Source organism: Mariprofundus sp. KV (assembly GCF_013387475.1).
Classification (GTDB): domain Bacteria; phylum Pseudomonadota; class Zetaproteobacteria; order Mariprofundales; family Mariprofundaceae; genus Mariprofundus.
This window is the reverse complement of the sequence record NZ_VWNB01000007.1, coordinates 80,567-101,779: the sequence shown is the minus strand read 5'-3', so window position 1 is coordinate 101,779 and position 21,213 is coordinate 80,567. Positions and strand designations below refer to the sequence as shown.

The following is a 21,213-nucleotide window of genomic DNA, read 5'->3' as shown; positions in this document are numbered from 1 at the left end:
ATTATTTATAAACCATAATCTCTACGCGCCGGTTTTTACTGCGTCCGAAAGGGGTTGCCTCGGTCGAAATCGGCTGCGAAGGACCGTAGCCAACCATAGACAAACGCCCCGGATTGACCCCTTCATCTTCGAGTATATGCAAGACTGATGCCGCTCTGGCCAGTGAGAGTGTCCAGGGGTCTGCAAACTGGCTGTCAGCCAGATCAAGATTCTCGTTGGTATGTCCCTGAATGCGTATGTTTCCCGGTGTGATAGCCAGCATCTGGGCTAGTTTTTTCAGTGCTTCAATATGATCCGGCTTAAGTTCGGCAGAGCCCTTCTCAAACAGGGTGGTGTCAGGAATGCGCAGATAGAGACGATCTTTGATGATGACGCCCTTCACTTTGTGCTCGAGGGTGCTGTTTTGCAGCATCGCCTTGCTGTTCTGGCGCATGGCCAGCATCAGCTCTTTGGCCGAGACCAGCTTCTGCATGGCAATGGGCGGCATGATCTGCAGCTCGGTTTTTGAACCGGCGTTAAGCACAGATACGGCTTTGGTGAATGAGGATTCGATATCGGCAAGGCCGGTTTTATCCATCGTGGACATGGAGATCAACAGGATGAAAAAGGTGAGCATGAGGCTGACCAGATCGGCAAAGGTGGTCATCCACGCTTCGGTGTTGGGCTGGTATTCGACCGGCCACTTTTTCCGCTTGGCCATTAGAAGGAGCTCCGTGGTGGTGCAATCGCCGGACGTTGCAGCTGCTGAATATTGCCTTTCTGGATTGGAGAGTCATCTGTAACAGGACGGAACTTAAGGGTAATATCGACCCGCCTGCTCAGATCCGGTCGATCTTTGACGGGGTGTTTGTCGCCCATGCCGGCTGCAGTCATGCGACCGACCGGAACGCCCCGTTCTGCCAGAGCATGGAACACACTCATCGCACGGGCTGCCGAAAGCTCCCAGTTGGAGGGGTAGCTGCCGCCACGTAGTGGTGTGTCATCGGTATGGCCTTCGACCTGAATTTCGATCACTTCCGGCTTTTTAAAGCTGTTTGCCAACTGATCAATCAACGGCATCGCTTCGGCAGCCAGCTCAACACCGCCTGAGGTGAAGGCGATATGTTCATCGAAGCGAACCTGCACGGTATCCTGATCCAGTGGCAACACCTGCACTGAGTTCTCCATGCCGAGATCTTTGGAGATGTCTGTCAATTCTTTGGCGGTCCGTTTCGGTGCGGTGGAGCCATCGACAATATCACGGGTTGGCAGGGCCGGCCCTTCACCATCAGAGAGGTTGGCGCCGCGAGGCATCGGGTTGAATGTGCCAGCCAGTGAGCCCATCGCAGCCAGACGCTTATCCTCCACAATCACCGCGTAGGAGGTGAGCAGGATAAAGAAGGCCAGCATCTGCATCATCAGCTCCAGAAACAGAGCTGCACCCGGATCAGCGGGATAGGGCAGAGGTGCCGGTTTTTTATCTTTTTTAGCCATGGCTTGTGGTTCCCGTCGACAGCCTTATTCGAAGGAGGAGACGCGCTCTTTCGGAGGCAGATAGCCGAGCAGTTTGGACTCCATGATGCGGGGATTCTCACCAATCACGAGTGATTGAATGCCAACCAGCACAATCTCATGAATCAGCAGCTCCTCTTTGCTGCGTGTCTTGAGCTTGCCTGCCATGGGCAGGAAAAGAATATTGGCCATCAGGGCGCCATAAAAGGTTGTCAGTAGTGCGATAGACATCGAGGGGCCGATCGATGAGGGGTCACTCATGTTTTGCAGCATCAACACCAGACCGACCAGCGTACCGATCATGCCCATCGATGGGGCGTAGGTGCCAAGGGCGGTGAACATATCTGCACCCCTGGAGTGGCGTTCGGAAACTTTATCCATCTCCATGTAGAGGATATCCTCAATGGCTGAAGGCTCCTGGCCGTCAATGGCCATCTGCAGCCCTTTGGCCATGAAGGCGTTGTCGATGGTTTTGACTTCACTCTCAAGCGCCAAAATTCCGTCTTTGCGTACAATCTGTGCAAGCTCTACCAGTTTACTGATCACTTCAGGCCCGGTGTCGACTTTGTACATGAAGGTTTTCATGACCACGCCGATAACGCCGATACAGTTTTTAAGAGGATATCCAACCAGCAGTACGCCGACCGTACCGCCAATAACAATAAGCATAGAAGGGGGATCAATGAAACTTGAGATACCTCCACCAATGGCACTGACCACCAGGCCGAATGCGACTACAATGCCGATCAGAGTTGCAATATCCACAGTAACCTCCCACAAGACGTCTTATGATTCATGGCCCTTCATAGCGATGGGCGTTTTACTTTTATCACAAGTTAGCAAGAAGCGTGCTAATTTTTGAGCGGATTGGGTTTTGTGTGGCTGGAGGTATGTAGCAGAGGCGGATCAGGTTGTTGGCAGGAGCAAAGGCACGGTTGAGAGAGACAAAAAAAGCCGCCCTTGCGGGGCGGCTTTTAAAAGCGATTTGGTGTCGCGTTACTTTTCGGTTGAGCAGACCAGCTCTTCTTCGATCTTGGTGCCAGCTTCAACTTCATCAATGATTTTCTGGTAGTGCTCGTTGGCAGGGCAGCCACAGGCGTGCTGTGATGTGGCGTGCAGACGGGCCTGTTCGATGTGCCACTGTGCAACTTTCAAATGTTGATCAACGTTCATGTCATATCCTCTACTTCAAAACTTTGGTATGTGTGCCTTGTTGGTACACTATATGCGGCAGGCTAGCAGTTGACGCCATAAATAAAAAGTTGATAGCGGCAGATTTTGCCCCTTTCTGTTGTGAGACAATTGTCCTGAATGATGCTGGATATAAAATTGCAGGTGGAATCGCTGTTGCAGATGGATAAGTATTGCTCAGGTTTTGCCAGGGCGGCAAAGGCATAAAAAACTATACCTCCACGGGGAGACGGGATGGCGAATCAGCAAAAGAGTTCATGGAAGCCGGGCAAAAGAGATCTGTTTTTTCTCGGTATGGTAGCTGCCGTGGTGTTGGCACTGGTGCTGGGTACCAGTGAGAGGAAGACCACGCCTGTGCCGGATGATGAGGCGCATCGTACCTCCACATCAAGGGCTGCCTGCATGAGTTGTCATGGCCCTCAGGGTGTCTATCCCCAATCCGCAAAGCATACGCAGGTTGATAAATGTTTTTTATGTCATACCCAGCCTGAAAAGTGGGTGGGTGCTGCCAAGTGAAGCGTATCGGAATCAGTATTAAGCCTAATGATGCGCGTGCCTGTGCGCTGCTCTGTGAGCTGCATCGCTGGCTGGTTGAGCGAGAGTGCGCGGTCTTTGTCGATCAAAAGCTGGAGACCTGTATCGGTTGCGCGACGGGCTGTGATCGACTGCCTGTTGCCGAGATGCCCGATAAGGTTGAGTTGATGATTGTGCTCGGTGGCGATGGCACACTGCTGCACGCAGCGCGTGATTTTATCGGTTCGGAAACACCTATTCTCGGCATCAATCTCGGACGACTCGGTTTTCTCACGGATACGCCGATTGGCCATATGTTTGATGTGGTAGAGCAGATTCTTGCCGGAAATCTGAAAACTACGCGCCATTTCAGTCTTCATGCTGAGGTGTGGCGTGGTGATAAAAAGCTGATGAGCAGCAGGGCGATGAATGATGTCGTGCTTGAGCGTCGGGGTGGCATGATCGGTTTTGAGATGTGTGTGAATGAACGTTTTGTCTTCCGCATGCGTGGCGATGGTCTGATTCTGGCTACACCGGCCGGTTCGACTGCCTATGCACTTTCGGCTGGTGGGCCTATCGTACATCCTGCCGTTGACGCGATCAGTGTGGTGCCTGTCTGCCCGCACACGCTCTCTAATCGCCCTGTTGTGATTCCGGCTGATGAACAGATTGAGCTGCATCTGGTAGAATCCTCATCACAGGGTGCTGCACTTAATCTTGACGGCATAGAGATGCTTCGACTGGAGCAGAATGATCGCATTGTGGTACGTAAAAATGGTTACATCTCTCTGGTTTATCTGCCTGATCGCCATCACTACTACGAAGTGCTCAGAACCAAGTTGAAGTGGGCAGGCCAGGTTGAAAACAGCTAAGGAACCCGCATGCTAACCTCGCTTACGGTTAAACAGTTTGCACTGATTGAGAAGGCCCAGCTGGAGCTGGCGTCGGGCATGACCGTATTTACCGGTGAAACCGGCGCCGGCAAGTCGATGCTGGTGGATGCGCTGGGGGCGGTATTTGGCGCTCGTGCCAGCTCCGACTGGGTGCGTCATGGTGCCGAGAAGGCCGAAGTGATTGCCATCTGGGATGGTGAAGATGCCAGGATCAATGCGCTGCTTGCTGAGCAGGAGATTGAACCTGAAGATGAGTTGATTCTGAGGCGGCTGATCAGCAGGGATGGCCGCTCACGCGCCTACATTAACGGTACGCCGGTAGCTCTGAAGCTGCTTCAGCAGCTGGGTGCGATCTGTCTTGATCTGCACGGCCAGCATGAACATCAGATTCTGATGCAGCCGGGATTTCAGCGCTCGCTGCTGGATGCGAGGCTGAGTGGCACGCTGCAGCAAGCTGTAAGGGCTGCCTATGAGCAGTGGCAGCAGATCAGGCTTCGCCTTCACGATCTGCAGTCTGAGCGTGGTCAGAGTGAGCAGCAGGCGGCGTGGATGCGTGAACAGTTAAACAGTCTGCAGCTTCTGGAGCTGGAGCCTGGCCTTGGTGAACTGCTGCAGTCTGAAGTCGAAGCGGGACGTCATTATGCCCAGATTCAGCACGCGGCAAATCAGGCGTTGCAGCTGCTCGATGAGGGGGAGCCAAATGCGCGTCAGCTGGTTGCCAGGGCTGGCCATGAGGTGGCGGCGGCAGCCTCCTACCATGCCGGTCTGAGGGCGGCGGTTGAGCTGGTTGAACAGATTGATGCGCTGCTGGGTGAGTTGAGCCCTGAATTGAGTGCGCTGCTGGATGAGTCGTTTGATGAAGCTCTGCTGCGCAGTAATGAGGAGCGGTTGATGCAGCTCTTTGAGGCAAAACGCCGGCATGGTACTGATGAGGAGGGGCTGATTGCCTTGATGCAGCAGTGGCAGGAGCGGCTCTCGCTGCTTGATACTGCCGGCTGGGATGAGGCTTCACTGGGTAAATCGCTGGAAGAGGCTAGAGGTCGATATGCTGAGGCGGCACAAGCGCTGACAGAGGCGCGCACTGATTGTGGTGCTGAGCTGGCAACTGCGCTGCGGCCATTTATGGATCGTCTCTCCCTTGCCGGCATGCAGATTCGGTTCAGTGTCGCTGGCAATGCACAGCAGGAGACGGCATGGAGCGAGGATGGATGGGATAGTGTAACCATGCAGGTGATGTCCAATCCCGGCGAGCCGTGGCGAGATCTGGCAGCAGTGGCTTCGGGGGGCGAGCTCTCCCGGCTGGTGCTGGCACTAAAGGGGTGTGGTCTGCTTTCAGAGATGCCTCATATTGCTGTCTTTGATGAGGTGGATACCGGCATTGGCGGTGAAACAGCGTGGTGTGTGGGTGAGCTGCTGGCAGCCATGGGGCGTGAGCGGCAGGTGCTGGTTATTTCGCATCTGCCACAGGTTGCATCCTGCGCCAGTCACCAGGTTGTTATCAGTAAACATGAGCGGGAGGGGCGGACAGTAACCCAGCTTCGAGTTGTGGAGGCGGATCAGCGACAGCAGGAGATTTCCCGCATGCTGGGTGGTGTCGATGATGAGTCATCCAGGCACGCAGAGATGATGCTGGCTCGTGGCAGAACGGCAAACGCGCCATGACACATAAAATATGCATTCGCGCTGCTGGCGCTGGCGATGTCGAGGCGATAGACCATCTGCTTAAGCCATTTGCCGAGAAAAACATTATATTAGGGCGTGATAAAGATAATATCTTTCAGCATCTGCAGGAGTTTCTGGTCGCTGAGTACGATGGCGTGCTGGCTGGTGTGGTCTGTGTTCATATCTATGGTGAAAACCTGGCTGAGGTGCGTTCGCTGGTTGTTGACCCCCAATTCCAGAAACATGGTGTGGGTCGGCTTTTGGTCGAGGGGTGTGAGCAGTGGGCGGTCGGACTTGGTGTGGCCAAGTTGTTTGCGCTGACCTATGTCACCGGTTTCTTTCTCAAGCTCGGTTATCGAATCGTTTCAAAAGAGAGTCTGCCGCATAAGGTATGGACGGTCTGTGTGCACTGTGCCCGCTTTGCCGATTGTGATGAAGTGGCCGTGGAGAAGGTGCTCTCTGATGCGCCTATTCGCCCGATGGTGGTTAAACCGATCATTGAGATAGACGGTTTTTGATCCTCAATCCTGCGCGTTCCAGTGCGATCTATATTAAATAAACGATAATCATGGGCCTATAACAATCTCTTATGTTACCGGTAAATTTTTTTGATTCTCCTGCTGATCGCAATGCGCCGGTCTTGTAACTATGCAGATTACCATGTCTTTATAGTAGGCATGTTTGTGACAGGTGATTGTGGGCCCCGTTTTCAGATGAACCCAACATGAACAAACATTAAATTTTATTTAAAATTGTACTTGATATGCCTATTTCAGATATGCAGAATGCCGACCACTTATGTTACGACTACTGTATATTGGTAGTAACTTAAGCTTTGGCTTAACAATACGAGGAGGGTATAAATGAGTGAAGAGATAAAACATTATACGGCCCATTGGCATACCAGTCCTAACCCGTTACTAGTAGGTTTCGGTGCAGGTCTGTTCTTACCATTGGCTTTCATGGCGCAGTTCGTCTATCAGATGGATACTGCGGCACTGGTTATTCTGGCAGTTGGTGCCGGCATGACAATTATGGGTGGTCTTGGCTGGGCAGCTGAAACCATCGGCGTGATTGACGACGAGAACTGGTCTCCATCGGCTATGTTTATGTTCATCGGTACTGAAATCATGACCATCGGCGGCGTTCTTGCTGGTTACTGGGTTGCTCGTCTGGGCGCACCTGTATGGCCACCTGAAGGTACTCCTGAAAACATCGGTACAAACGAAGCGGTAATTTCTACACTGATCCTGATGGTGTCAAGCTTCACAATCGGTATTGCACGTAAGAAAGAGATCAATGGTGATGCTTCCGGCTTCGCAACATTCACTCTTATCTCAGTAGCAATCTGGGCAGTGTTTGCCTACATGCTGATCGGCTCCTGGTCTGATCTGGCTGCACAGGGCTTCACCATAGGTGTTAACGCATTTGCAACTTCACTGTATGGCTTTACCGGTATTCACATGGCCCATCTGGTCATGGGTGTTCTGGTAATGCTGACCTGTATTCCGTCTGCGTTTAAAGGTCGCCTGAGCTTCTCATACACCCGTTCTATGACCATGTATGTTCACTTTGTGAACGTGCTTGGCTTCTGGGTTCTGCTCCAGGTTTATTTCTGGTAAGCAACGTAGATAGAGACTGTAACTAAATTGAATCATACCTCCTCATACTCAGTGACCCCGTCATGGTCTGGCCTGCGCAAGCTGGCTCTGACCATGGCGGTGTCTGCTGTGGCTTTGCTGGGGTTCGCAAATGGTGCACATGCCGCTTACGGTAATGTGAGCAAAGATTCAGTGGTTGATCCTAGTATTCTCAAGATCGAAGAGATCAAGTTCTTGGGTGAAAAGGCTGATTACGATTTCGTCCTCCAGGATGAGACCGGCGCGGACTTTAAACTGGGTTCAATGTTGGGTAAGCCGCTGGTGCTGGCGTTTAGCTACTACACCTGCGACGGAGCCTGCTCAGTGATTAATAAAAACCTCTCTGAGACACTGAAGGGTGTAGAGCGTTGGAAGATCGGCCAGGACTATAACGTACTGACAGTCTCTTTTGACAAAAACGATACACCTGCAACGCTGGCGAACTTTATGAAAGAGGCTGGATTCGCAGATGGTCTGCCATCAGGCTGGAAAATGACCACCATGCAGGAGAAGGCAAATATCGACAAACTCACCGGTTCGATGGGTTTTAAATATTTCTGGTCTCCGCGTGATGCCATGTTTCTGCATCCTAACGTATATATCATGCTGTCTCCGAAAGGGCGGGTAACCCGTTACCTCTACGGCGGCACGATTACTCCGTTGGATATGGAACTGGCCATTACCAAGGCTAAAGGTGAAAAGATCGCTGCCGCCAACGTCATTGATTTCGTTGTTGGTGCCTGTTACAGCTATAACTACAAAGATGGTAAATACACAGTCAATATCCCGCTTTTCGTCGCCGCTGGCGCATTGATCTTCGGGTTATCACTGATTGTTGGAAGTTTTTCGTATATGAAATTTAGGAGGGTAAAACATGAAATTTAAATCACTTATGCATAAAGTGATGGCGGCAATGCTTGCACTGCCTCTGATACCGTCACTGGCGCATGCATTCCAAGCTGCACCTGCACGTCGTGCTGACTACAACGGCTGGACTCCACACGAGCACTGGGACGCTGTATGGCACGAGACCATGCTGGACATCACCGTTCTCGGTGTTGTCTTTGCTATTATCACTATTGCGTTCATGGTTATGTATGTTCGCAAAGGCCACGGTGAGCGCGGCAAGCTGCCTTCGCTGACCAACCAGGCTAAAATCGGCTGGGTTGTTATCCCTTGTATGCTGTTCCTGGGCGACGATCTGTTCCTGTATGTGAAAGGTTTCGACCTGCACAACCACTACCGTGAAGTTCCAACCAACGCTGTTGAAGTGAAACTTACCGGCTCTATGTGGAACTGGAACTACGTTGATGTCAACGGCATCGACTCTGATAACGAGCTTGTAGTCAAACAGGGTACTCCTGTTGTTCTGCGCATGGTTTCTGACGATGTATTGCACTCGCACTATATGACTCGTTACCGTGTAACCGAGGATCTGATGCCTGGTCGTATTACCTGGCAGTGGTTCATGCCTGATCAGCTCGGCGAGTCTGTTGCGACCTGCCGTGAGTACTGCGGTACTCAGCACTCTGGCATGTACGGTAAGATTATCGTGAAGTCTGCAGCTGATTACGATGCTTATGTTGCTGAGCAGACTGCATCTGTTCCGTCTGTAACCGGCGTTGCTAAAGCTGCAACTGCTGCTGACCAGATTTAATTTAAAATAATAGAGGAGGAAAACTTATGAGTGGTTTTATGGGACATGAGCCGGACGGTAAGCCGGGTCAGCCAAAAACAGTAAAAGAGTGGGTATTTACCCTTGACCATAAGGTCATCGGTGTATGGTACCTGATTGGGTCGATCGCATCTTTCGTTGTTGCAGGTCTTGCTGCAACTGCAATGCGTATCGAACTGGGCTCCGTAGGTCCGGACATCACTGACAACGGTGATATCTACAACCTGTGGCTGACAATGCACGGTGCCGTAATGATTCTGGGCTTCCAGATTCCTGCCCTGCTGGGCTTCGTAGCTAACTGGGCTGTGCCTATCATGGTTGGCGGTAAAGATATGGCGTTCCCACGTGTTAACGCAATGTCTGTATGGCTGCTGTGGTCCGGTATCCTGCTTGCTCTGCTGAACCTGGTGATTCCAGATTCATACAACGGCATGTGGACCGGTTACCCACCATACTCACTGACTGACGCTGTAGGTAACACTGCACTCTACTCTTCAGTAGTAATCATCCTGGGTATGTCATCTGTATTCGGTGCGGTTAACCTGGCTTGTACTGTTGCATTCATGCGCTGCAAAGGCATGGGCTGGTTCCAGATGCCTCTGACTGTATGGTGTGTATTCACTGCAAACGTGATTCAGCTGATCTTCGTACCTGTACTGGCTGCATCAGTACTGCTGCTCTCTATGGACAAATACCTCGGCTTCGGTTTCTACAATCCTGAAGTTGGTGGCGACGTGCTGCTGTATCAGAACCTCTTCTGGTTCTATTCACATCCAGCGGTATACGTAATTCTGCTTCCATTCATGGGTATTCTGTTCGAGATCTTCGCAGTATCTGCACGCAACGACGTATTCAACTACAAAGCTACTGTTTGGGCGACTATCGCATTTATCCCAGTATCTTCTGACGTTTGGGTGCATCACGCATACGTTGCAGGCCTGCCAGACTGGCTGCGTCTGCTGCAGACATTCACAACCCTGCTGATCTCTCTGCCATTCGGCCTGTTGATGCTCTCACTGACCGGTACTATGTACCGCGGTGCGATTCGTTACACTGGTCCAATGTGGTGGGCTGTTGGTGCCTTCTTCATGCTGATCATCGGCGCGTTGACCGGTATTCCAAACGCACTTTCTGCAATTGACTATGGTATCTCTGACTCTTACGTAATTATGTCTCACTTCCATTACGTAATGGCGGTATCCGGTGGTATGGCGATCTTCGCTGGCGTATTCTTCTGGTTCCCTAAACTGACCGGTCGTATGTGCAACAGCTTCATGACTAAGCTGACTGCTGCTGGTTTCTTCATCGGCATGAACATCGTGATGGGTCCACTCTACTTCGCTGGTATGGAAGGCATGCCACGTCGTTACATGGACTACCAGATGTACGCGGATAACGCGACCATCGTTAGTGCACAGCACTGGTCAACTATCGGCATCTACATCACTTTCGTAAGTGCTCTGCTGATGATCGTTGTATGGCTGCATGGCGCTATCGCAGGCGAGAAAGCTACCTCTGCGAACCCTTGGGGTTCACAGTCCCTGGAATTCACAGCTACTGCTATCATTCCAGGTCAGGGTAACTTCCCGACTCCGGTAAGCGTGCCAGAAGGTTGGCATCCATATAACTTCATCGACAATCCGAAGCCTGAGTTTGAGCCACACCCTGGCCATACTGGTGGGCATCACTAAGTAGTAAGATGACTGGTGGCCTCCTTCGGGAGGCCACCTTTTCATTTGCTTAAACGCGGTAAGCCGGTCGAATTGATCAGTTTATCAGGTTTAAACAAGGAGAGGGTTTTTACCAATGAGTCAATCCATAGCTGAACAGCATATTACGACCCGTTCCGTTATTTCGGATTATGTGTCGATGTCAAAACCTGGCATTGTCGGCCTGACCCTTGTTGCTGCGTTGACCGGTATCTACTTTGGTAACCATGGCGTTATGCCGCACTGGGAGCTGATCGCCTGGACCTTCCTCACCCTTGGACTGGCTACTGCCGGCTCCTGCATGCTTAATAATCACTATGATCGTGATATTGACAGATTGATGAACCGTACCAGTAACCGTGCCCTGGCTGCCGGGGCTGTATCGGCCAATCGTGTGTTTGTTGTAGCCATGCTGCTGACTGTTTCATCACTGGCTCTGATGGCCTGGGTTGTAAACCCGCTGACTGCTGCTGTTACCGCTGTGGGTGTTGTTGGATATGTCGGTGTCTACACCATGTGGATGAAGCGCAGGACGCCCTGGGCTAATCAGTTTGGTGGCATTGCCGGCGCTGTACCACCGATGGTGGGTTATGCAGCGGTAACCAATGAGTTGGGCGCTGCCGGCTGGGTGCTGTTTGCAATTATGGTGGTTTGGCAGCAGCCGCATGCACTGGCTCTGGCGCTGAAATACCGTGAAGATTATGCTAAAGCAAACGTGCCGGTTATTCCGGTAGCCTGTGGTGTTTATGCCACCAAGCTGCGTATTCTTCTCTATACCATTGCTCTGGTTCCGGTTGCCATGACGCCATGGTATTTTGATATTGCAGGCTCTATCTATCTTGCCACATCCATTGTTCTGAGCTCGATCTTCCTGTTTATGGCAGTTCGGTTTTATCGCTCTGATCGTGATTGTGACATGCGTGTTTTTGCATACTCTATCATCTACCTGATTCTGCTTTTCGGAATCATGATTATCGATTCAATCTAAAGTCAGCCTGTAAAACTTATCCCACTTTAATGTTGCTGTGCTAGTATCAGGCACGTGGATATATCATTACTTTATAAAAAACTAACACTCGTTATCACAGTTGCACTATTTCTGCTGTCAGGGTGTAGCTCTGAGCCACAAGCCGATGCCAAAGATTTCACCCTGCAGTCAGTGAATGGCCCTGTATCACTGCATGATTTCAGTGATAAAACTGTACTGCTCTTCTTTGGCTATACGCACTGCCCCGATATCTGTCCTGCTACCATGAATAATGTGGCCACTGCACTGCGTAGCCTTAAAGATCATGCTGATAACGTGAAGGTGCTGTTTATTACTGTGGATCCTGAACGTGATAGTGCGGAGCACCTGGCAAAGTATGTCGCTTTTTTTCATCCTAATATTACAGGGCTAACCGGCTCTGCTGATGAAATTAAACGGGCTGCCGGTGCCTATGATGCCGAGTTCTTCAAGCAGGTCAGTGAGGGACGCGAGGGCTATGAGATGATCCATACCAGCATGCTTTTTCTGATTAACAGCAAAGGAAAAATTCTTGATGTGATGAGCCACCATACCGAACCCGACGATATTGCTATTGCACTGCGTAAGTGGCTTAATTCTGATTTAAAAAAATAATGATGTTTACAGCTTTATGCTACCGGTTCCAATGGAGAAATGATGTTTAAGAAAATTGCTCTTATGCTTATCTGTTTGGCCCTTATCTCATGCGGCTCCGATGCTCCTGTTGCGCCACAGGTTACAGGCGTGAATGACCCAGGTGAGGCGATTGCAGATCAGGGGTTACTGCTTGCCAGTAAAGGTGAGCACGCTGCTGCTGCTGCACTTTTTCAGCAGGCAGCTGATCAGGGTAACCGACCTGCACAATATTTCCTCGGTCTCTATTATGCGCGTGGTGAAGGTGTAACTCAGGACTTTGACAAGGCTTTTAAGTGGCTGGAAAAAGCCTCTTTAGGCGGCCACCCCAAGGCGATGTATCATCTCGGCGAGATGTATGTGCACGGCGATGGCACGCCTGTTGATCATGTCACCGCAATGGCCTGGTTCTGGACCGCTACAACCCTTGGCGAACGTTTTGCAGAAACTCGTCTGAAGACTGTGGCACCCCGCCTGACAGCTGTTGAAATTGGCGATGCGAAAGTTTTGTCTCAAGCGTTAATGAAAAAGGTGCCGAAGGATCTGAAGCTTAAACGTGTCAGCCTTCACTGATAGATAGCTTTATACCGACATATAACAGAGGAGATTAGAAAATGAACGACCTGAACAGAGAAGAGAAGGCCAAAGAGAAGAAGAAGGTTTTAGCTGGCCTTGGGCTGACTGCAATTGTATTTGGCTGGTTTCTCTACTACCTGATTTCTCATATCCCTGGTTAATTGTTACTGACGCATCAGAGCCTAAACAGCTCTGGTGCCTTACTGTCTGTTCTGCAATTAACGCTTTAATCAGTACTGCTTCTTCTGGATGGGCAGCTGGTACTCTACCTTGCCCTCCGGGTGATAGATCTCAAAGGCTGGCAGCATCAGCTGGTAACCGTTGGCCCGTGCCCAGTCGCGCATGCCGGTGTAAGCTTTATGGGAGCCAAGCAGCGTGCCACCCTCAAATGTGGCTACGACCACCTCACGGGAGGGGATGCTCATCTGCTCCAGCGGTGCGGCGATATAGTCATTACGTTGAACCAGATAGCCGATTTTGCTCTGGCGGTCTGCCTCCTGTACCTCTGAAACACTGTCCATGAACATGGCACATGGTGTAACAGCCTGGATATCTGACTCTTTCAGATGTTTGGCAACCTCTTCCAGAATAGGATCAATGTTGGTGTAGGGGCCTTTATGACTGATATAGGCAAAATGGTACTCCTGGGTTACAGAGCGATAGACCTCCGGGTCTTTAAAGGCACCAAGGTAGAGCATCACAGAAGCGCCGCCACCGAGTGTAATGATCATGGCAACGAGCGTGAGAATGAGCATCTTTGGAGAGATTGGGTTGTCCTTCTTCGATTCGGCCATTGTTAATCACATCCTGTTGTTGAGTATGGGTAAGTAGTTGTAGGATCACGCATCTTATTTTGATTGGGCTGATCGGTAAAGCGTGATCAGCTTATTCTTTTTATCTTTCTTCTGTTTCATAGTAGTTTGCTGACATTATTGAAAAAGGATCTGACCTGAAATGAGTGACACACATGCGAAAAAAGGACTAAACTATAAACTGCTTCTGGTAACCATTGTTTTTGCTGTGGCGATTGTTGTGCCGGTCTATCTGAACATGAAAAGCAGTCAGCCGGATATTATTGTCACCAAAGAGAAGATAACCCGCGCTGATCTTGTCGGTTTTCAGGCTAAGGTGAAGCAGATGGTGGATAGCTACACCGTGCGCAGCGATGGTGATCTGCCTGTCGTGCATCCACCGGCTGGTTCAGACATCTATCTGCTGGCCAAAAATTATGACTGGGGCAAGTACACACTGGAGCTGGAGAAGGGGGTAACCTACCGGCTGCACCTGGCTACACTGGATATGAAACACGCTATTGTGGTACGTGAGCTGAGGTTGATGAACAGGATTAAAGTCGGTGAATTCAAGACGATTGAGTTCGCTCCCATCAAAGCGGGAACATTTCAAATATTGTGTGGTGAATTTTGTGGCTCGGGCCATGCGGGTATGGTCGGGTCAATCATTGTGACCGATAACACAGTGGCAGCACCTGCTCAGGGTGTAGCTTCGCCGCAATGAGTTGCAGTCAGGCTTATGAGTATCTAAGCACTGACTGTAAAATGGAATAGTAGTGGTGCTATAAATGGATCTTCTGTCCAAAGAACATATCTCCGGTGTATCCAGGCATGACCGGCTGTTTATCCTCAAACTGGTGGGTGGCGGTATCTTCACCGCATTCGGTGCCTATAAGCTTGGATTTAATATTGAACTCTCTTTTGCCTCACTGGTTTTTGTGCCAGCGATCGGCATGTTTCTCACCTACCTTAAGCAGGAAGCTGACTCCAATATCCTGCGCTGGATCAGTATCTCTGTTTTCGCTGCCATCTTTGGCATGCTCACAGGCTCATATTACCTCGCTATCGCTGTTTTCCTGCTTATGGACGGGGCAACCCATAGTAAATCGATCAGCCGCTCCAGCGATGCGAAATGGATGCGTATTGTGCAGGCTGAGTCATCGATGGATCAGCTTAACCGCCTGATTACAGAGCACTCACTGTTCCAGTCCTTACCGATGAAATCGCGTTTGAGCCTTGCTGACCAGTCTACTGTGATGGAGGTGGAACCCGGTGCAGCACTGATCAAAAAGGGCGAGTTCAACTACTACCTCTTCCTGATGGCCAAAGGTGAAGCTGTGGTGATTCGCGATGGCGAAGATGTGGCCCGATTACGTTCAGGCGATATTTTTGGTGAGGTCTCGGCTGTGGGCCTGAGTCTGCCGGTGGCGGATGTGATCGCCAAAAGCCGTGTGCTTGCCTTTGCTATACCGGTTGATGCGCTCTGGGGTGAGGTGTCAGCCCATCCTGAATTTGCCGTTGAACTGCGGGAGCTGGGTATGAGTGTGGTTGATATTGAAGAGGCGGTCGAGGCTGATACAGAAGTAGAGAAGGAGAGGGTGTTTGATCAGGATGAGCAGTTTGATGTCGATGAACTGTTTGCCGATGAGAAGCAGCCTCAGCAGGCAGATGCTAAAAGTGAAAATGACAAAACAGAGCGAGGAGAGCAGTCATGAATTCGATGTTTTCCACCTGGAGCCAGCTGAGCAAACATGCCGGTGCCATGCTGATGGCGCCTTCAATGCTGGCCATTGTTGTTGTCGCATTTGCCTTCTTCTCATGGAATAAACAGACCGTTGAAGAGGTTCCGCTTCTTGATCTGGCAATGGAAGTGCGGGTTGACCTCGAGCATGTCCACCTGTTGCTGTTTCAGATTGAGAAAGAGCTGAAAAATTTACAAGCCATTAAAGGCGATGCCGATCAGCTTCAGGAGAGTCATGATCGTTTGATCGAAGGTGTGGATGGTTACTTTGCTACCATGCAGATGCTCAAATCAAATGTGGCCATGCTGCAGAAGGGCACTGCAACAATGGGTTCGGTCACGCTCAGTGATATTGAGGTGAAGCAGGTCAGTGATGATGAGCTGAGTAGCAGGGTTGAGCTGTTAACGACCATGGTTGATGAGCTTGATGAACACCTGAGGCCGGAGCTTGAGGAGGATGCGTACCAGTCATTCAGCTACTCTGTGGTGGATGCTGAACTGCTTGACGAGGCGATAAAATCTGCAGCGTTCTGTGATGAGCGCATTCATGCGATGATTAAGGAGGGGCTTGTTCCTCAGCGCAGGCTGTTTCTTCTGCTGCTTGTCGCATTTACACTTCTTGCCGGTTACATGTTTATCAAATGGCGCAAACTTAATCGCCAGCAGGAGAGCTGTCTGGCTGATATCTATCTCACATCGCAAGCCACAGAGCAGGCAACTGATCCGCTGCTGATCCTCTCAGCTGCAGGTATTATTGAGTACGCCAATCTGCGTTTTTATGAGTTTAGCGGGTTGGAGTGCGATGCTGTGATCGGCAAACCGGTAAGTGATTTGAGTATTGATGAGAGTGGCTGGGTAGCTCAGGCGTTGAGTGAGGCAAGCAGTGGCAGGCAGTGGCAGGGTGATGTGCGCATGCTCAATATTCAGGGCGATGGCTATCACTGTGGTATCACTGTTTCACCGCTGATGGATCGAACCCTTTCACCCTCCTTTGTTGTGCTGCGTCAGCAGTTATCGTGAATGAGATTCACTGCTTCTGCTCTGCAGTGAAGATAGCCTGAAAAACCCTGTGTCCTTTGATCTGATGCAGAATTGCCATACTCAGGTGACCGATAAAGAAGAGCCATAACATGATACCCAGCACCTCGTGTATCTCTCTGATAAAGTGAATCGCTGGCGGCATGCTGCCGTCATGCTTGATGCCGAGATAGATGATTACACCGGTTGTGCCAAGGCCAGTTGCCAGCAGCAGCCCCAATCCGTGTACCGTACCTGCAATCAGGTGAACCTGATCAGGGGCGGGGAGTTTGCCCTTGAACCAGCCTGGAATATCGCGTTTGGCCTCTACTAGCAGAGCTGCGCGCAGATCCTTCTCAAGCCACGGGAACAGACGGTTGCGATGATCATCTTTGTCCATAACCAGCATCAGGTAGGAGAGGGCGATGATCAACACGAAGAAGCCAATGACCCAGTGAATCGAGAAGAGGAAGAGTGCGAAGTGATCAGCTGCTTCCCCCGGTTTGGGCACTTGCATGAACAGCTCGGTTGCAAGTTGGCTAAGCACTGTCAGTAGCAGCAGGATGTGCAGGATGCGTATGCTTTTTTCATATCTCATGGGCGCCACTCTTTACAGAACTTAAGCAATTGGGAAGAGCTGAAATGGTTCTCTTATCCAGCAGTGGCAAAAGGATAAATCTGCTGCGTCGGGTTAAGGCTGGTGTTAGGATGCGCGGCCAAAAATGCACTGTAGTCAATAAAGCAGAACAGGATTTCCGATGACGACCAAGTTCTCTCTTCCCATTACCGAATCACCACAGAGCAAGCTGGCTGTAGGCTGGCTCTATGTTGCAGTTGGATTTCTGCTGGCATCGGGTATCTATCCGCTGCTGCTGGCACTGGCCAGGACCACCTATGAGATGCCCTGGAAAGATTTCTTCTATACCGCACTGGTGCTGCATGTCGATTTCACCGTGTTGTGGTGGCTGATTGCCATTGCCGGTGTCTTCTGGACACTGAATACCGGCGGCAGACAGGTGATGACCGGCTGGTTATCGCTGTTTCTGGTAGTCTTTGGTGGTGTTGTGATTGGTGTCTCCCCTTTAACCGGTGATGCCAATCCACTGACCAACAACTATGTTCCTATGCTGGAAAATCGCATGTTTATCAAAGGTCTTATTGTCTTTGGTGGTGGTGTGCTGTTGCTTGTGCTGCGCTCGATGTGGGCACTGAAGTGTAAGGAATCACGCGAGAACAGCGGTGAGGGGGCTATTCGTTTTGGTACGCTGACCGCAGCTATCGCCACTCTGATCGCCATGATCGCGCTGATCTGGACCTTTACCGACACCCCGATTGCCAGTGGCCGCTCCTACTATGAGAGCCTCTACTGGGCCGGTGGCCACATTCTGCAGTTTGCCCATACCGCCCTGATCTGTGTCGCCTGGCTCTGGATCGCTCAGGCCTGTGGTCTTGAGGTAAAAGCCAAGCCGCTCTATCTGATGGCAGCCTTTGCCATCGGTGTTGCTCCGGTGTTGATGATGCCGTGGCCTTTCCTGGCCTATGATATTGGTGGCCCTGAATTTATGAGCTGGTATGTCTGGCTGATGCGTGATGGTAATGGTGTTGCACCACTGCTGATTGGTCTGCCTGTAGTCTGGGCACTACTCACCCAGTCGGCTGCAGATAAGGCTTCCCGCCATCTCTATGCGGCACTGATCTTCTCGATCATCCTGTTTGCCATGGGTGGCGTGCTCGGTCTGTTTATCGGCGAGAGCAGCACGCTGATCACAGCCCATTATCACGGCTCCATTGTGGCGGTAACCATGGCCTTTATGGCGATGACCTACTACTGGTTGCCGCAGTTCGGTTTTGCCACGCCAAACCTGAAGTGGGCGCGTATTCAGGTTTACGCCTATGCCGTCGGTCAGATCATGCATATTGTCGGGCTGGCCTGGGGCGGTGGACATGGCATGAAACGTAAGGTGGTTGGTACCACGCAGGATATCGGTCTGCAGAGTATGATCACGCCACAGGATCTGGTTGGTATTGGTGGTGTGATTGCTGTACTCAGTGGTCTTCTGTTTGCATTTGTAGTGTTGCCTGTGATGCTGAAAGGGCGCAATAAACTGGTTAACGGAGCGTAATAGAGATGAGTCATTCCGATCAGGTTCAATACGACAGGCAGATCGCCTACTGGTTACTTTTCGTCTGTGCCGCCATCTTCATTATGCTGGTGATTGGCGGAGCAACTCGCCTGACCCATTCAGGTCTCTCAATGATGACATGGGATCCGCTGATGGGCTGGATCCCGCCGATGAGCGAAGCGGCATGGCTGGAGTCATTCAAACATTACAAGCAGATTCCTGAATTTTATGAGTTGAATCCGAATATGGATCTGGAAGGGTATAAGGGCATCTTTATGCTTGAGTATATCCACCGTGTCTGGGGTCGCTTGATCGGTATCTTCTTCCTGCTGCCATTCCTCTACTTCCTGTTTGCCGGCAAGATCAGCAAGCCTCTGCGTCCGCAGTTGGTGATCATGTTCCTGCTCGGTGGCATGCAGGGTGTGTTGGGCTGGTACATGGTAAGCAGTGGTTTTGATCAGGCGCATGTGAGTCAGTATCGACTGACCGCCCATCTGATGGCGGCGTTTGCGATCTTTGCCTATATCCTCTGGGTTGCGGCAGGGCTGCTCTTCCCTAAACGTGAACCATCGCTCTACAGCGTTAAGCCGCTGTTTTCAGTCGTTGCCCTGGTTACGCTACTGATTGCCGTTACTGTGGCTGCAGGCGGCTTTGTAGCGGGTCTGAAGGCGGGTTTTGCCTACAACACCTTCCCGTTCATGGGTGGTAACTTCATTCCAGAGGGTTATGGCATGTTGCAGCCCTATTATTTGAACTGGTTTGAAAATATTGCTGCGGTTCAATTTAATCATCGCCTGCTGGCTGAAACGGTGTTGCTGCTGGTGATCGGAACATTCCTCTACTCGCGCAAATTTGAGCTGGTTGGTGCTGCCAAAGTGGGCATGCATCTGATGCTGGGCATGGTTGTGATCCAGTTCTGTCTTGGTGTAGCCACGCTGCTCTCTGTCGTGCAGCTGCATCTGGGGGTGGCACATCAGGGTGGTGCGATGGTGTTGTTTGCTTTCTCGCTGTTTACCCTGCGCATGCTTCAATCCACTGATAAATAGGCCTTAATCTTTGAACCTGTTCGAACGGCGCAGCGTCTTCTCGCTGGCGGGTATCTATGGCCTGCGCATGCTCGGGCTGTTTATGATCCTGCCGGTCTTCTCGCTCTATGCCGAAGGGCTGGAGGGGGTAACCCCGATGCTGATCGGTCTGGCACTCGGTGTGTACGGGCTGACCATGGCGATCTTCCAGATCCCCTTTGGTATGTTATCAGATCGTTTCGGTCGCAAGCCGATCATTACCCTTGGTCTGCTGCTGTTTGCCATCGGTAGTGTGGTCGCCGCCATGTCCGACTCGATCTGGGGCGTGATTATCGGCCGGGCTATTCAGGGCTCAGGAGCCATTGCTGCCGCCATGATGGCACTGATGGCTGATCTGACCCGGGAGGAGGAGCGTACCAAAGCGATGGCGATTATGGGTGTCTCTATCGGTATGTCGTTCACACTGGCACTGATGGTTGGCCCGCTGCTCAATAGTGCCATCGGTGTTGATGGTATCTTCTGGATGACTGCCGTGCTGGCAGCAGCCGGTATCGCTATTCTCTATCTGCTGGTTCCGGAACCCGAACATCTGAACTTTCATCGTGAGGTAGAGACCGTTCCTGCCCAGCTCAAGCAGATTTTATTTAATGCGCAGCTGTTCAGACTTGATGTCGGTATTCTGATTCAACACGGTATTATGATGGCGATGTTTACCGCTCTTCCCTTTGTGCTCAGGGATAAACTGGGCTTGCCGACAGATCAGCACGCCTGGTTCTATCTGCCTGTATTGATGATCTCAGTGCTCGGCATGGCTCCTCTGGTGATGCTTGCCGAGAAGAGGCAGAAGATGAAACAGGTGTTTCTCGGTTCGATTCTGTTGATGGTGATTGCCGAGGTGATGCTGGGTACCGATCAGCGTTCGCTCATTGCCGTGGGTTTCGGCCTGCTACTCTTCTTCACAGCATTCAATGTATTGGAGGCGAGTCTGCCGTCACTGATCTCACGCATGGCGCCGGTAGAGAGTAAGGGCACCGCCATGGGTGTCTACTCCACCTCCCAGTTCCTCGGCGCCTTTATCGGTGGCGCAGGTGGCGGCTGGCTCTCCGGCGCATTCGGCATGCAGGCCGTTTTTTACGTTTGTGCTGCAATCGCACTTGGCTGGCTTCTACTGGCACTCGGTATGAAGGTGCCTGCCTATCTCTCCTCGTTTATGGTTCATGTCCAAGTTCACGATGACGCTGCTGCTGAGCAACTGGCTAAGCAGATCAAACAACTTGCTGGCGTACATGAAGTGAAAGTGATTCCGGAAGATGGTGTCGCCTACCTGAAAGTAGATAAAAAGCTGTTCGATCAACAGCATGTGATGGCCTTAATCGGCAAATAAGAGTTTCAGGCTGATCAGTTATAAATAGTATCACGACTGCTCAATACTATTATTCGATGGTTATAGGTATCTCTTACGCTATTGATTTAGAAGGTAATATTCACGTCTGCGCCTGTGTGAAGTCGATAGTAGGGATCATTCAT

24 protein-coding genes are annotated in these 21,213 nt (G+C 51.1%); 18 read left to right on the top strand and 6 right to left on the bottom strand.

Going from position 1 to position 21,213, the window contains the following annotated elements:
• Nucleotide 1: 1 nt before the first annotated feature.
• The 4 genes from F3F93_RS07245 to F3F93_RS07230 form a co-directional block, all read right to left on the bottom strand.
• Nucleotides 2–700, bottom strand: a complete 699-nt coding sequence (locus F3F93_RS07245; RefSeq protein ID WP_176958508.1) for a flagellar motor protein MotB — start codon at nt 698–700, stop codon at nt 2–4.
• The gene (locus tag F3F93_RS07240; protein WP_176958507.1) at nt 700–1,473 is read right to left on the bottom strand and encodes an OmpA family protein; all 774 of its coding nucleotides are present in this window, start codon (nt 1,471–1,473) and stop codon (nt 700–702) included. The genes F3F93_RS07245 and F3F93_RS07240 overlap by 1 nt, the downstream gene beginning before the upstream one ends.
• A gap of 24 nt (nt 1,474–1,497) precedes the next feature.
• Nucleotides 1,498–2,256 carry a MotA/TolQ/ExbB proton channel family protein gene (locus F3F93_RS07235; protein ID WP_176958506.1) on the bottom strand — a complete coding sequence of 253 codons (759 nt, stop codon included), beginning with the start codon at nt 2,254–2,256 and terminating at the stop codon, nt 1,498–1,500.
• 231 nt (nt 2,257–2,487) lie between these two features.
• The gene (locus tag F3F93_RS07230; RefSeq protein ID WP_176958505.1) at nt 2,488–2,664 is read right to left on the bottom strand and encodes a hypothetical protein; all 177 of its coding nucleotides are present in this window, start codon (nt 2,662–2,664) and stop codon (nt 2,488–2,490) included.
• Nucleotides 2,665–2,916: 252 nt separating this feature from the next.
• On the opposite strand from F3F93_RS07230, the gene F3F93_RS07225 reads away from it, so the two are divergent.
• The 12 genes from F3F93_RS07225 to F3F93_RS12635 all read left to right on the top strand — a co-directional run bounded on the left by F3F93_RS07225 (nt 2,917) and on the right by F3F93_RS12635 (nt 13,150).
• Nucleotides 2,917–3,198, top strand: a complete 282-nt coding sequence (locus F3F93_RS07225) for a hypothetical protein (RefSeq protein WP_176958504.1) — start codon at nt 2,917–2,919, stop codon at nt 3,196–3,198.
• A complete protein-coding gene (locus F3F93_RS07220; protein ID WP_176958503.1) occupies nt 3,195–4,067 on the top strand; it encodes an NAD(+)/NADH kinase in 873 nt (290 codons plus the stop codon). Before F3F93_RS07225 ends, F3F93_RS07220 begins: the two co-directional genes overlap by 4 nt.
• A gap of 9 nt (nt 4,068–4,076) precedes the next feature.
• Entirely contained in the window at nt 4,077–5,750 is a 1,674-nt protein-coding gene (gene recN, locus F3F93_RS07215; protein WP_176958502.1) for a DNA repair protein RecN, read from the top strand.
• Nucleotides 5,747–6,268, top strand: a complete 522-nt coding sequence (locus tag F3F93_RS07210; RefSeq protein WP_176958501.1) for an N-acetyltransferase — start codon at nt 5,747–5,749, stop codon at nt 6,266–6,268. The genes recN and F3F93_RS07210 overlap by 4 nt, the downstream gene beginning before the upstream one ends.
• 345 nt (nt 6,269–6,613) lie before the next feature.
• The gene (locus tag F3F93_RS07205) at nt 6,614–7,372 is read left to right on the top strand and encodes a cytochrome c oxidase subunit 3 (protein WP_176958500.1); all 759 of its coding nucleotides are present in this window, start codon (nt 6,614–6,616) and stop codon (nt 7,370–7,372) included.
• Between the two features lie 27 nt (nt 7,373–7,399).
• Nucleotides 7,400–8,275 (top strand): SCO family protein, encoded by an 876-nt coding sequence (locus tag F3F93_RS07200; protein ID WP_176958499.1) that lies wholly within the window; start codon nt 7,400–7,402, stop codon nt 8,273–8,275.
• A complete protein-coding gene (locus tag F3F93_RS07195; RefSeq protein WP_176958498.1) occupies nt 8,265–9,047 on the top strand; it encodes a cytochrome c oxidase subunit II in 783 nt (260 codons plus the stop codon). Before F3F93_RS07200 ends, F3F93_RS07195 begins: the two co-directional genes overlap by 11 nt.
• 26 nt (nt 9,048–9,073) lie before the next feature.
• On the top strand, nt 9,074–10,756 hold the full coding sequence (locus F3F93_RS07190) for a cbb3-type cytochrome c oxidase subunit I (protein ID WP_176958497.1): 1,683 nt from the start codon (nt 9,074–9,076) through the stop codon (nt 10,754–10,756).
• 115 nt (nt 10,757–10,871) lie between these two features.
• Nucleotides 10,872–11,762: a heme o synthase gene (gene cyoE, locus F3F93_RS07185; protein ID WP_176958496.1), complete on the top strand. Its 891-nt coding sequence runs from the start codon at nt 10,872–10,874 to the stop codon at nt 11,760–11,762.
• 54 nt (nt 11,763–11,816) lie between these two features.
• Complete coding sequence (locus F3F93_RS07180; protein WP_176958495.1) at nt 11,817–12,395, top strand: SCO family protein; 579 nt, start codon at nt 11,817–11,819, stop codon at nt 12,393–12,395.
• A gap of 129 nt (nt 12,396–12,524) precedes the next feature.
• The gene (locus F3F93_RS07175; protein ID WP_176958494.1) at nt 12,525–12,986 is read left to right on the top strand and encodes a tetratricopeptide repeat protein; all 462 of its coding nucleotides are present in this window, start codon (nt 12,525–12,527) and stop codon (nt 12,984–12,986) included.
• 41 nt (nt 12,987–13,027) lie between these two features.
• Nucleotides 13,028–13,150: a hypothetical protein gene (locus F3F93_RS12635; protein WP_277816522.1), complete on the top strand. Its 123-nt coding sequence runs from the start codon at nt 13,028–13,030 to the stop codon at nt 13,148–13,150.
• 69 nt (nt 13,151–13,219) lie between these two features.
• Here the strand turns inward: F3F93_RS12635 and F3F93_RS07170 are convergent, their stop codons facing one another.
• Nucleotides 13,220–13,783 carry a GyrI-like domain-containing protein gene (locus F3F93_RS07170; protein WP_176958493.1) on the bottom strand — a complete coding sequence of 188 codons (564 nt, stop codon included), beginning with the start codon at nt 13,781–13,783 and terminating at the stop codon, nt 13,220–13,222.
• 160 nt (nt 13,784–13,943) lie between these two features.
• Between F3F93_RS07170 and F3F93_RS07165 the strand changes: the two genes are divergently transcribed.
• From F3F93_RS07165 to F3F93_RS07155, 3 genes are all read left to right on the top strand, one after another.
• Nucleotides 13,944–14,504: a hypothetical protein gene (locus tag F3F93_RS07165; RefSeq protein ID WP_176958492.1), complete on the top strand. Its 561-nt coding sequence runs from the start codon at nt 13,944–13,946 to the stop codon at nt 14,502–14,504.
• A gap of 64 nt (nt 14,505–14,568) precedes the next feature.
• On the top strand, nt 14,569–15,495 hold the full coding sequence (locus F3F93_RS07160) for a cyclic nucleotide-binding domain-containing protein (RefSeq protein ID WP_176958491.1): 927 nt from the start codon (nt 14,569–14,571) through the stop codon (nt 15,493–15,495).
• Nucleotides 15,492–16,541: a PAS domain-containing protein gene (locus F3F93_RS07155; RefSeq protein WP_176958490.1), complete on the top strand. Its 1,050-nt coding sequence runs from the start codon at nt 15,492–15,494 to the stop codon at nt 16,539–16,541. The genes F3F93_RS07160 and F3F93_RS07155 overlap by 4 nt, the downstream gene beginning before the upstream one ends.
• A gap of 7 nt (nt 16,542–16,548) precedes the next feature.
• Here the strand turns inward: F3F93_RS07155 and F3F93_RS07150 are convergent, their stop codons facing one another.
• Nucleotides 16,549–17,136, bottom strand: coding sequence for a cytochrome b/b6 domain-containing protein (locus F3F93_RS07150; protein WP_176958489.1), 588 nt, complete (start codon nt 17,134–17,136; stop codon nt 16,549–16,551).
• A 160-nt stretch (nt 17,137–17,296) separates the two neighbouring features.
• Between F3F93_RS07150 and F3F93_RS07145 the strand changes: the two genes are divergently transcribed.
• The 3 genes from F3F93_RS07145 to F3F93_RS07135 are packed head-to-tail and all read left to right on the top strand — an operon-like array spanning nt 17,297 to nt 21,070.
• The gene (locus F3F93_RS07145; RefSeq protein WP_176958488.1) at nt 17,297–18,661 is read left to right on the top strand and encodes a cbb3-type cytochrome c oxidase subunit I; all 1,365 of its coding nucleotides are present in this window, start codon (nt 17,297–17,299) and stop codon (nt 18,659–18,661) included.
• A 5-nt stretch (nt 18,662–18,666) separates the two neighbouring features.
• The gene (locus F3F93_RS07140) at nt 18,667–19,707 is read left to right on the top strand and encodes a COX15/CtaA family protein (RefSeq protein ID WP_176958487.1); all 1,041 of its coding nucleotides are present in this window, start codon (nt 18,667–18,669) and stop codon (nt 19,705–19,707) included.
• A gap of 10 nt (nt 19,708–19,717) precedes the next feature.
• Entirely contained in the window at nt 19,718–21,070 is a 1,353-nt protein-coding gene (locus F3F93_RS07135) for an MFS transporter (protein WP_206675392.1), read from the top strand.
• The last annotated feature ends 143 nt before the right edge of the window (nt 21,071–21,213 follow it).